Here is an 11,512-nt window from a genome sequence, read left to right as displayed (position 1 = left end):
CCAGCTTACAAGGCTGTTACGTCGGGTCTGAAAGCGATTTATCAGGCAAGTACAGAGGAAAATGCTTTAAAGTCCCTAGACATCTTCTGTGATCAATGGAATCACCAGTATCCCAAAATTGGAGAATCCTGGCGGGCCAATTGGGAAAATATCCGAACGATCTTTAGCTATCCAGCCGAAATACGTCATGCTATTTATACAACAAATGCGATTGAGTCGTTGAATAGCGTAATACGCCATTCAACGAAGAAAAGGAAAATCTTTTCATCTGATGACTCAGTAAAGAAGGTCATTTACTTAGCAACATCAAATGCTGCGAAGAAATGGACGATGCCAATTCAAAATTGGCGTTTAGCAATGAATTGGTTTACGATTCAGTTCGATGATCGATTAAAAGATCATTTATAAAAAATGGAACTTACACAAAATAATTTACAGGCTCTGTCCATCTGGAAGCTTGGGGTGATTGAAGTGTTTAACTTTACGCATTCCTAGTCTTTCCATTACGGCTTGTGATGGCTTATTTACCGTTGCTGTAAAAGAAACTACTTTATCTTTATTAAGCGCATTGAAGGCATAGTCCAATGCTGCTTTTGCTCCTTCTGTGGCATAACCTTTTTTCCAGTGTTTTGTAGCAATCCTCCAGCCAATTTCAATGCATGGAGAAAAATCAAATTGTTCTGGTTGGTCATGTAGGCCAATAAAACCAATAAAGTCATGGCTTTCTTTTAATTCTACAGCCCAAAATCCCCAACCTTTTTCATCAATAAGGGCCGATGCTCTTTGAATTAAATTTATACTTTCAGTAGCAGATAAAAGCTTTGGAAAAAAACGCATAACATCTTTATCCAATCCCATTTCGATAAAGGGGGCAGCATCAGTTTCCTTCCATTGCCTTAAGATTAAAGGTTCGGTTTCGATCATAGTAAAAGCTCTTTAAATATAATTTTTAATTTAACCATATAGTCTACAGTGGCTTTTGTATAATTTTCTGTAAGATAATCTTAGAATTAATGCTTACCACTCCTTTAATTTTATTGAGTGTATTAATAACAAAGTGAGAAAAAGAATTTAGATCTTTAGTGGCGACATGCAGAACATAATTAGATTCGCCTGTAATGATATAAGCATTAATGACTTCATCAAAATTCTTGATCTGGCTTAAGAAAAAGTTGTGGTCATTTTCGGTGAGTTGAGCAAGTTTTATTTCAATTATCGCCTCAATTTTTATTCCTAATTTTTCATAATTAACTTTCGCTTGATATTTTTCAATAATTCCGTTGGTTTCTAAAATCTTGACACGTCTGTGACAAGCAGAGGCTGAAAGATTAACGAGATCAGCAAGTTCTTGATTGCTTAAGCGGGCATTATCTTGTAAATACTTCAAAATTTTTAAATCAATTGCATCTACATTCATTTTCGAATTCCATCCATATTTTTTAATTTTAATTAGAATTTTATACGAAATTATCTGTTTTTGATCAAATATTATCGAATAAATCGAAAGAATCACCATGATAAAATTCAAATACAAAGGAAATGTTGAAATAGGTGCAATACTAAATGATTACTCGTGAACAGTGTTTGTATTGGGATCAGGAAGACGAACTCAAAAAATTTAAAGATGAATTTGCATTGCCAGAAGGTGTCATTTATTTAGATGGTAACTCTTTAGGCGCTAGACCAAAGAAATCTTTGTCTGTCGCTCAGCATATTATTTCCCAAGAATGGGGAGAAGATCTGATCAATAGTTGGAATAAGGCTGATTGGTGGGGGCTACCTACTAGACTGGGTGATAAGGTAGCCACATTGATTGGTGCAGAACAGGGTGAAGTTGTTATTTCAGATTCAACTACACTGAACTTATTTAAAGTTTTATCAGCAGCGGTAAAAATTCAGGCTGAAAAATTTCCTGAACATAAAATAATTGTTGCGGAAAAGGATGCTTTCCCAACAGATATTTATATTATTGAAGGTTTTATTGATTTAATTCAAAAGGGCTATCAAGTTGAATTGATTGATGGAGTAGAAGACTTAGCTCGAGTTCTAGAAAAAGATGTTGCTGTAGTAGTTCTTTCTCATGTGAATTATCGTACTGGGTATTTCTACGATATGGCATCTATTAATAAACAGATTCACTCTCAAGATGCTCTGGTTATTTGGGATTTATGTCACTCAGTTGGTGCTGTGCCTATGCATCTTAATCAAGCTGATAGTGATTTCGCGATTGGTTGTACGTATAAATATTTAAATGGTGGACCTGGTTCTCCAGCATTGTTATGGGTCAATGAAAAACACCGTGATCAGTTTTGGCAACCATTATCCGGTTGGTGGAGTCATAAAAAGCCGTTTGATATGGCCCAGCATTATGAACCAGCGAATAGTATTCGTCGCTATCTATGTGGGACTCAGCCAATTATTTCTATGAGTCTGATTGAGTGCGGAGTAGATATTTTCCTGCATGCTGATATGCAAAAAATCCGTGAAAAATCGCTGAAATTAACTGATTTATTCATTCAGCTGGTACAGCAAGAATGTTCTGAATTTGGATTTGAGTTAATTACTCCTTTAGATCATAAATATCGTGGTAGTCATGTCAGTTATCGCCATGAGTTTGGTTATGAAATCATTCAGGCGCTTATCGCACGTGGCGTGATTGGTGATTATCGTGAACCTACTGTCTTGAGATTCGGTATTACACCTTTGTATCTGGGCTTTGAAGATATCTGGAGTGCAGTACAGCACTTAAAAGAAACCATGCTGAATAGTGAGTGGAAAAACAAGCGTTATTTAGTTCGCGGTGAAGTGACCTGATTTAAGGAATCAAAATAAAACAAATGGCTAGGAGGGCCTATGAGTAGTTTTGATGAAATACAAAATAGAGAAGCTGGACTGCATAAAAAGTTATCTGCAAAACAGATGGGGATGATTGCGATTGGTGGAGCAATTGGAACCGGTTTATTTATGGGAAGCAAATTTGCAATTAGTTTTGCAGGTCCCGCCGTGATAGTTAGCTATGCCATTGGTGGTTTAATTGCATTTGCACTTATGGCTTGTTTTGCTGGAATGACAGTGCAGCATCCTACTTCGGGCTCATTTGGTGCATATGCAGAACATTATATGTCTCCACTCGCTGGCTTCTTAGTCCGCTATTGTTACTGGGCTTGTATTGTGTTGGCTGTAGGTACCGAAATTACCGCCGTTGCTGATTATATGAAGCTCTGGTTTCCGAATGTAGGCTCTTGGGTCTGGATTGGATTTTTTTCACTGACCTTACTTGTTGTAAATGCCTATAGTATAAAAGCCTTCGGGTTAGTCGAGTACTGGTTTTCCACAATTAAAGTTTTTGCCATTATCGTATTTATTCTTTTATCTATTGGTATATTGACGCAAAGTAATCAGGGAATGAATCAAGTAGTTACTAATTTGAGAGGTCATGGGGGCTTTTTTCCAAATGGCTTTAGTGGAGTATGGATCGGAGTCATTATTTCTATATTTAGTTATTTAAGTATAGAAATGATTGCTGTCGCAGCTGGTGAAGCTAAAGACCCTGAAAAAGCAGTAAAAAAGGCATTTAAAAGCACCGCACTCCGACTCATTTTATTTTACTTATTGTCCTTATTTCTAATCGTTACTTTGGTGCCGTGGACTGTTCTGATTGGAGCAGATGCAACTAGTCCTTTTGTTATGGTCATGAAGATTGTTGGTATCCCATATGCAGATAGTATTTTAAATTTTATTGTAATTGTAGCTGCCTTATCAGCGATGAATAGCATGCTTTATATTTCAACCCGTATGTTGTTTAGTTTGTCACGTGCAGGTGATGCTCCAAAAGTTTTTGGCCGAATCAGTAGTAATGGTGTGCCGGTAAATGCGCTGTTGCTATCTGCGGTAGGGATTGGTATTGCTAGTATTGTTTATACGATTAATCCGGCTTCTGCGTTTCCAATTATGATTGCGCTATCGATGTTTGGTGCATTGTTCACTTGGGGCAGTATCTTTGTGACACATATGTTTTTTAGAAAACACATGACACAGCAAAACATCGAGCTAAAATTTAAAATTCCCGCTAGTCGATTCATCTCACTATTTGGGTTTATTGCGATTTTAAGTATTACAGTAACTACCTGGTTTACCAATGAGTTTAAATCCACTTTACAGTTTGGCGTGCCTTTAGTTCTTGTTCTGATATTTTGCTTCTACTTAAAACGTTCAACTGTAAAGCTAAATCTCAATTCTGGTGAAGAAACGTTGAAGTGATCACTATATGAGAAAATACGATAATGCTACAACGGTAGCAAATGAAGGGGAAATACTAGCAAGCTTTCAATATAGAAGCTTGCTGAGTTATCAGACTTATCACCATATAAAAGATATAAAGTACGGTTCACAGAACCGATCAACGATGGATTTTTTTCCTTGTGAACATACCAATAAAACCGTGATTTTTATTCATGGAGGCTATTGGCAGTGGTGTGATAAATCGGATTTTGCTTTTATAGCGCCGTATATATTAGCAAAAGGAGCCCAGTGTGTACTTTTAGAATATGACTTGGCTCCTCAAAGTCATATTTCAGAAATGGTTATGCAAATTCAGAAAGCTCTAGATTTTATTGCTAAACAAAATTGGAAAACGAATGAAGTTCTATTAGTAGGGCATTCAGCAGGTGCACATCTTGGAGCTGTATGTTTAAACCATCCTTTATTATCAGAATTGGCTTTATTAAGTGGTATTTATGATTTATCTCCTATAAAGGAGACTCATTTAAATCATGCATTAAACTTATCAGAAGAGGATATTTTGAAATATAGCCCTATTTATCAGAAACAGCAGACTGATATACCTTGTAGGATTTTGTGTGGAGGGTTGGAGCTAAGTGAATTGCAGTGGCAAAGCCAAAATTATTTTGAACACAGATGCAGTGCGGGTCATGAGTTAGTTTCTTTCGAGACTATTTCTGGAGTTAATCATTATTCAATTTTAGACCACTATTTTAAATATATATTTAAATAGATATGGATGTAGGCGCTGAACTTTATAAGAATAGTTTAATTATATTTTACTATTTAAATCAATAGTTTGTTTTTTGCTAAGAGATGCTGCATCGAATAATATGTTTTATTAAATTTGAAATAAATATATTCATTTTTGGTTATGTTTAAGTAAAAATGTAGAATAGATCACATTTAAGTGGCTTTTTATCACTATGTTTGATTTCAAGTTGACCTAAATTAATAACTCAATTAGATTAAAAGGATAGTGTTTTCTCTCTAATCGACAAACTGTTTAGCTGTTGCTTAGATGAGTTTTATAGTCCGTAGCTTCCCAAGATACGGACTTTTTTATTTTGCATCATCCTTAGCTAAAAAATATTTAGCATACTAAAGCAGCAGTTAGTAGGAAGGATCAGGTCGTATTAAATGAAAATTTTAAAGAAGCATTGTAAATATATCTTTAAAGGTGTATATTTACTTATGCATATACTGCGTCTGTAAAGTTGTTTATTTTAATACCCTCATATTTTAGATATGAGGGTATTTTTTATTAAAAGTTTTTTTCATAAAATTAATTTATTTAAATAAAATTATTAGAGTTAGATAGTTTAAATGGTAATTGGAATAAATAAAATATCTATACATTTATTATACGTATGACTTATAGTTAAAAAAATTGTAAATTACTTGGAGTTGCATGAATTGATAAATTTTGAAATAATTTTACTAATTTATTAATTATCATATTGTTATGGATATTTTGAAGTTTTTGAAAAGTTTTAATACTGTTGGAACTTACTTATCACTAGCAACTATAGTATTGCTCATTATGATTATATTTTTTTATTTTATTTCTCCAAAATAATAAAATACATCTCACTATAAAAAAATAAAATATATAAATTTAAATTAGATTTCTATCACAATTTTTATTGAAAAAGTTGAAGCATATTGTGTGGAATAAAAAATTATGAAAATATGATTTAGGTTTAAAAACAGATAAAAATCTTTAAGATTTCCATCTTGAATTTAATTCTGAAATAAAAAAATTATTATTTATCATAAAAATACCTGAAATATAATATATGGAGATACACATGAAGATTCGCAAGGTTTCTGCTGTTTTTCTTACAATGGCTGCGACTCATTTAGCTTATGCGGCACCTAATCTTTTAAATTCTGCAATAGATTCTTCTCAAGCAAAAGGAATTATTAAAAATCAATATATTGTCATTTTGAATAAGGATATTAGGGCTGCGAAAGATTTTGCTCAGAATATTGCAAAACAGCATGGTGGCAGAATTTTACAAAGCTACGACAGTGCTCTTAAAGGTTTTGCAATTTATTTACCTGATACCGCAGGAACAGCGTTCATTGAAGCGATGAAAAAGAACCCTCAAGTTCTTTCTGTAGAAAATGATACTGTAGTGAATATTGATGCAACGACACAAACTAATGCTGATTGGGGACTAGATCGTATTGATCAGAAAGCTTTACCATTAAATTCAACATATTCTTATTCGCAAACTGGTACCGGGACAACAGCTTATATTGTTGATACTGGTATATTATCTACTCATCAAGAATTTTCAGGTCGCGTATTAAGTGGATATACAGCAATATCTGATGGTAATGGTACGACTGATTGTAATGGGCACGGCACACATGTTGCTGGAACGGTAGGCGGTACCACTTATGGTGTTGCCAAGAATGTAAAACTTGTCCCTGTTCGGATTTTAGGATGTGATGGTTCCGGTGCTTCGAGTAATGTTATTGCTGGTTTAGATTGGATTTTGAAAAATGGAAGTAAACCAGCTGTTGTAAACATGTCCTTAGGTGGGGCGGCAAGCTCTTCTTTAGATAGTGCAGTAGAAAACTTATATAATAATGGCTATGTAATGGTCGTAGCTGCTGGTAACTCAAATACAGATGCATGTACTTCTTCTCCGGCGAGAACAAGTAATGCAATTACAGTTGCTGCAACTGACAATACTGATACTCGAGCAAGCTATTCTAACTACGGAAGCTGTGTTGATATTTTTGCGCCCGGAAGTCAAATTAACTCTTCTTGGATTGGGAGTAATACGGCCACTAAAGTATTAAATGGCACTTCCATGGCAACTCCACATGTTGCTGGAGTAGTTGCTGAACTTCTTCAAAGTACACCTACAGCTACACCTCAAACGATAACATCCAATCTGCTAAATCAAGCGACTAGTGATGTGGTGAAAAATCCATCTGGTAGCCCAAACCGTTTATTATATAAATCTCCTTAAAAATATAATTCTCTATGATTGAAAAGGTCCCGCAGGACCTTTTTTAAATTTTTGCATGTGTACCATACTTGTCAATCATGACTGAACTGGCTTCGTTTAAACCACGTACAGTAACTTGTATGCCATTCTTTTGAAACCTTTCCACTGCTGAATCAAGCATTGCAACCGAAGTGATATCCCAAATATGTGAATGAGTCAGATCAATAATGACTTCTTTTACTTCTTCTTTAAAGTTAAAGCTTTGCATGAATTTATCTGAAGAACTAAAAAAGATTTGTCCTCTTAAATCATATAAACGAGAGTTGCCTTCTAATGAGGTTATCACGTGTACATCATTTTCAAGTTTATTCGCTAAGAAAAGCGCGGAAAGTAATACACCCGTCAATACGCCTAGTGCTAGGTTATGAGTAGCTACAACTACTACAACGGTTGCAATCATGACGATATTGCTACTTTTAGGATGAGTTTTAAATTGTGTAAGTGAACTCCACTCAAAAGTACTGATTGATACCATAATCATGACAGCAACAAGTGCAGCCATAGGAATAACTTTCAACCAATCACTTAAAAATACAACTAAAATCAGCAAGAATATACCTGCACATAAAGTAGATAAGCGTGTACGGCCACCTGATTTAACATTAATCATTGATTGTCCAATCATTGCACATCCAGCCATCCCACCCATAAAACCCGAGGCAATATTAGCAATACCTTGACCTTTACATTCCTTAAATTTATTACTCGGGCTATCCGTCATTTCATCAACAATTGTGGCTGTCATCATCGACTCAAGTAAGCCAACTGCAGCTAACGCTAATGAATAAGGAACAATGATAAGAAGTGTATCTAGATTAAGAGGAATATTTGGAATTAAAAAAATAGGTAGAGTATTTGGTAGTGCTCCCATATCGCCAACTGTTCGCACATCAATACCAAAAAGGAGGGTAAGTAATGTGACTATAACAATACATATAAGGGGAGATGGAAAAAATTTTCCAAGCTTTGGTACATAAGGAAATAGATAAATAATTGCTAAACCAATAGCAACTAATAGATAGACGTGCCAACTTGCATTGACTAACTCTGGAAGCTGAGCCATAAAAATGAGAATGGCGAGAGCATTTACAAAACCAATCACAACCGATTTAGAAACAAAGCGCATGAGCTTAGCAAGCTTAAGATATCCCACTACGATTTGTATGACACCCGTCAAAATAGTAGCTGCGAATAAATACTGAAGACCATGTTCTTTCACTAGGGTCGTCATGACTAAGGCCATAGCACCTGTTGCTGCCGAAATCATGGCAGGACGGCCACCTACAAAAGAAATAATAACTGCAATACAAAAAGACGCATATAAACCGATTTGGGGATCTACACCTGCAATAATTGAAAAGGCAATCGCCTCTGGAATTAAAGCCAGACCAACAACAAGCCCAGAAAGAATATCTGCACGGACATTAGAGAACCATTGTTCTCGAAGATTCGTTAACATGGAAATAGCCTAGAATTTTAAATTTTAGAAAGGCTAGTGATGTGATATACCAATACACAAGCGACTACACCACATCACTAGACAGTGATGAGTTATTTACAAAGGAGAGGGGTAAATAAACTTAAGGTGGCGTAAGTGTCATGGATAATGAAAATTTGAAGTTTTAAAGAAGCGCGAAGGATAACATAAGTTATTAGGCGGAGCCATTTAAGCTTGCTACTTTCACTTATCAGACATTTAACTATTTTATGATTTGTTCATCTCAGCTTTGGGCAAAGACGTAAATTCATTTAATGGCATATCTAGGAAAAAGTCAGAGGCTTCATCATGCTTGCAATTTAACCAATCATTTCTAAGATCTTCAGGTATTACAATAATTGAACGTTTTTCATCATCTGGTTTATGGAACTGTTTCATAAAAGAATGTCGATTTGCATTGATTGTTAATAATGACATTGTTCTAACTTTCTGCTCATCAATTATGGTTTCTTCATAAATTGCTGCAAGTGTAAATGGCTTTCCATCTTGACGGAATATGCCATACCAATGAGCTTTACCATTGATATATTTAGGTTCATAAATAGCTTCAACAGGTATAAGTGCGAATTGATCGTGTGACCACGCATGCTTAAAGGAACGTTTTTGTTCAACCGCTTCAGTCCTCGCATTATAAGTTGCGTATTTAAAAGTTATTTCTTTTGCATATGGAGGTAGCATACCAAATTTAACTTTTCTCCATTCCCATTCATTTTGTTGAGATAAGATCATTGGACAGTCATCGCTTGGATAGACATCCGAGTTGTAGTCAAAAGTAGGTTCAAATAAGCCTAATTGATGAGCATGAGCTTTTTTAAGGGGTTTAAAATTTGCACACATAACTAAACCTGATTTCTGCTTTAATGCTTAAGTCCTAGCTTGGAACTTTTGGCTTTGTGTTATGTATATTTTTATAATTTGAATTGTTTGTTTCAGTATTAATTTTTACTTTTCAATTACTTTAACAAAGATTTTCTTCGGATTAATCGTTTTAAAAAATAAATGAATTATTGGTAGGGGGGAACCATAGGGCATTTCTAAGATATTTATTGGTTTTGAATAGCTACTTTTATGCAACAGAGCCTTTCAGAAATTTGGATTTTAATAAATATGCTATTCATCATAATACAAAAGATATAGAGAACGCATACAAATCAAACGTTTTTAGTGTGGGTTAACTCTTTAAAAAATTTATAAGGTGGAATTATGAATAAACATTTATTAGCGAAGATCACTCTTTTAGGTGCTGCACAACTATTTACCTTTAATACGGCATTTGCGGATATTCCTCTTACCCCAGCACAATTTGCTAAAGCAAAAACACAAAATTTTGATAAAAAAGTTATTCTGTCTAACTTGAATAAACCTCATGCTTTGTTATGGGGACCAGACAATCAGATTTGGTTAACCGAACGTGCGACTGGTAAAATTTTGAGAGTAAATCCTGAGTCTGGTAGCGCAAAAACCGTTTTTCAGGTTCCTGAAATTGTAAATGATGCTGATGGTCAAAATGGTTTATTAGGTTTTGCTTTTCATCCTGACTTTAAACATAACCCTTATATCTATATTTCGGGCACTTTTAAAAATCCAAAATCTACAGATAAAGAATTACCTAACCAAACGATTATCCGTAGATATACCTATAATAAAACAACAGATACATTTGAAAAACCTGTCGATTTGATTGCTGGCTTGCCATCATCGAAAGACCATCAGTCTGGTCGTCTCGTCATTGGTCCAGACCAAAAAATCTATTATACAATTGGTGACCAAGGCCGTAATCAGCTAGCTTATTTGTTCTTACCAAATCAGGCACAGCACACTCCAACCCAGCAAGAGCTCAACAGTAAAGACTACCATACATATATGGGTAAAGTATTACGCCTAAATCTGGACGGAAGTATTCCCAAAGATAACCCAAGCGTTAACGGAGTAGTGAGTCATATCTACACTTTAGGGCACCGTAACCCACAAGGTTTAGCGTTTGCTCCAAACGGAAAGCTTTTACAATCTGAGCAAGGACCAAATTCTGATGATGAAATTAATCTCATTTTAAAAGGTGGGAACTATGGTTGGCCAAATGTAGCGGGTTATAAAGATGATAGTGGTTATGCTTATGCTAACTATTCGGCTGCAACCAATAAATCACAAGTTAAGGATTTTGGACAAAACGGAATAAAAGTAGCTGAAGGGGTTCCGGTGACTAAAGAATCTGAATGGACTGGTAAAAACTTTGTAGCCCCTTTGAAAACGTTGTATACCGTTCAAGATACCTATAACTACAATGATCCAACTTGTGGTGATATGACTTATGTTTGTTGGCCAACAGTTGCGCCGGCATCGGCATATGTATATACGGGAGGCAAAAAAGCAATTTCAGGATGGGAAAATACATTATTGGTACCATCTTTAAAACGTGGGGTAATTTTCCGTATTAAGCTAGACCCGACGTATAGTGTGACTTTAGATGATGCTATCCCGATGTTTAAAAGCAATAACCGTTATCGTGATGTGATTGCAAGTCCGGAGGGTAATGTTCTATATGTACTGACAGATACGGCTGGTAATGTGCAAAAAGATGATGGTTCCGTAACAAATAATTTAGAGAATCCAGGTTCTCTCATTAAATTTACGTATAACGGAAAGTAATCTACGCAAAAAACCCAGCGCTATCGCTGGGTTTTTACACAACTTTAGATGTATTTAT

Annotated in this window: 11 protein-coding genes; 7 read left to right on the top strand and 4 right to left on the bottom strand. The window is 35.2% G+C overall.

The features are described 5' to 3' along the window. The coding region (locus J582_RS23500; protein ID WP_032048716.1) for an IS256 family transposase at positions 1 to 408 on the top strand (408 nt) is incomplete at its 5' end. A gap of 24 nt (positions 409 to 432) precedes the next feature. On the opposite strand, the gene J582_RS23495 is transcribed toward J582_RS23500, so the two are convergent. Both J582_RS23495 and gigD read right to left on the bottom strand, forming a co-directional pair. Then, complete coding sequence (locus tag J582_RS23495) at positions 433 to 924, bottom strand: GNAT family N-acetyltransferase (protein ID WP_032048714.1); 492 nt, start codon at positions 922 to 924, stop codon at positions 433 to 435. Positions 925 to 967: 43 nt separating this feature from the next. After that, the gene (gene gigD, locus J582_RS23490; protein ID WP_031982794.1) at positions 968 to 1,417 is read right to left on the bottom strand and encodes an Lrp/AsnC family transcriptional regulator GigD; all 450 of its coding nucleotides are present in this window, start codon (positions 1,415 to 1,417) and stop codon (positions 968 to 970) included. A gap of 146 nt (positions 1,418 to 1,563) precedes the next feature. On the opposite strand from gigD, the gene kynU reads away from it, so the two are divergent. From kynU to J582_RS23470, 5 genes are all read left to right on the top strand, one after another. Further along, the gene (gene kynU / locus J582_RS23485) at positions 1,564 to 2,814 is read left to right on the top strand and encodes a kynureninase (protein ID WP_031982793.1); all 1,251 of its coding nucleotides are present in this window, start codon (positions 1,564 to 1,566) and stop codon (positions 2,812 to 2,814) included. A 39-nt stretch (positions 2,815 to 2,853) separates the two neighbouring features. Further along, a complete protein-coding gene (locus tag J582_RS23480) occupies positions 2,854 to 4,260 on the top strand; it encodes an amino acid permease (RefSeq protein ID WP_032048713.1) in 1,407 nt (468 codons plus the stop codon). A 7-nt stretch (positions 4,261 to 4,267) separates the two neighbouring features. Beyond that, positions 4,268 to 5,014, top strand: coding sequence for an alpha/beta hydrolase (locus J582_RS23475; protein WP_032048712.1), 747 nt, complete (start codon positions 4,268 to 4,270; stop codon positions 5,012 to 5,014). A 732-nt stretch (positions 5,015 to 5,746) separates the two neighbouring features. Beyond that, the gene (locus tag J582_RS27625; protein ID WP_080593683.1) at positions 5,747 to 5,860 is read left to right on the top strand and encodes a hypothetical protein; all 114 of its coding nucleotides are present in this window, start codon (positions 5,747 to 5,749) and stop codon (positions 5,858 to 5,860) included. A gap of 232 nt (positions 5,861 to 6,092) precedes the next feature. Further along, complete coding sequence (locus J582_RS23470) at positions 6,093 to 7,271, top strand: S8 family peptidase (RefSeq protein ID WP_031983701.1); 1,179 nt, start codon at positions 6,093 to 6,095, stop codon at positions 7,269 to 7,271. 43 nt (positions 7,272 to 7,314) lie between these two features. On the opposite strand, the gene J582_RS23465 is transcribed toward J582_RS23470, so the two are convergent. Both J582_RS23465 and J582_RS23460 read right to left on the bottom strand, forming a co-directional pair. Next, entirely contained in the window at positions 7,315 to 8,769 is a 1,455-nt protein-coding gene (locus J582_RS23465) for a SulP family inorganic anion transporter (RefSeq protein WP_031983699.1), read from the bottom strand. A 246-nt stretch (positions 8,770 to 9,015) separates the two neighbouring features. Further along, a complete protein-coding gene (locus J582_RS23460; protein WP_031983698.1) occupies positions 9,016 to 9,645 on the bottom strand; it encodes an SOS response-associated peptidase family protein in 630 nt (209 codons plus the stop codon). A 366-nt stretch (positions 9,646 to 10,011) separates the two neighbouring features. On the opposite strand from J582_RS23460, the gene J582_RS23455 reads away from it, so the two are divergent. Beyond that, a complete protein-coding gene (locus J582_RS23455; protein ID WP_031983697.1) occupies positions 10,012 to 11,454 on the top strand; it encodes a glucose/sorbosone family PQQ-dependent dehydrogenase in 1,443 nt (480 codons plus the stop codon). Positions 11,455 to 11,512: the final 58 nt, after the last annotated feature.

The sequence above is a fragment of the Acinetobacter sp. 1566109 genome, from assembly GCF_000582255.1.
Taxonomy (GTDB): Bacteria; Pseudomonadota; Gammaproteobacteria; order Pseudomonadales; family Moraxellaceae; genus Acinetobacter; species Acinetobacter nosocomialis.
The sequence above is the reverse complement of the archived record's forward strand: the minus strand, read 5'-3'. Positions and strand labels throughout refer to the sequence as shown.

What these genes read in the sequence shown, in the direction of transcription:
- J582_RS27625 (WP_080593683.1), top strand. Translation starts at nt 5,747, where the DNA reads ATGGATATTTTGAAGTTTTTGAAAAGTTTTAATACTGTTGGAACTTAC.
- J582_RS23475 (WP_032048712.1), top strand. Translation starts at nt 4,268, where the DNA reads ATGAGAAAATACGATAATGCTACAACGGTAGCAAATGAAGGGGAAATA.
- J582_RS23480 (WP_032048713.1), top strand. Translation starts at nt 2,854, where the DNA reads ATGAGTAGTTTTGATGAAATACAAAATAGAGAAGCTGGACTGCATAAA.
- J582_RS23495 (WP_032048714.1), bottom strand. Translation starts at nt 924, where the DNA reads ATGATCGAAACCGAACCTTTAATCTTAAGGCAATGGAAGGAAACTGAT.
- J582_RS23465 (WP_031983699.1), bottom strand. Translation starts at nt 8,769, where the DNA reads ATGTTAACGAATCTTCGAGAACAATGGTTCTCTAATGTCCGTGCAGAT.
- J582_RS23470 (WP_031983701.1), top strand. Translation starts at nt 6,093, where the DNA reads ATGAAGATTCGCAAGGTTTCTGCTGTTTTTCTTACAATGGCTGCGACT.
- gigD (WP_031982794.1), bottom strand. Translation starts at nt 1,417, where the DNA reads ATGAATGTAGATGCAATTGATTTAAAAATTTTGAAGTATTTACAAGAT.
- kynU (WP_031982793.1), top strand. Translation starts at nt 1,564, where the DNA reads ATGATTACTCGTGAACAGTGTTTGTATTGGGATCAGGAAGACGAACTC.
- J582_RS23455 (WP_031983697.1), top strand. Translation starts at nt 10,012, where the DNA reads ATGAATAAACATTTATTAGCGAAGATCACTCTTTTAGGTGCTGCACAA.
- J582_RS23460 (WP_031983698.1), bottom strand. Translation starts at nt 9,645, where the DNA reads ATGTGTGCAAATTTTAAACCCCTTAAAAAAGCTCATGCTCATCAATTA.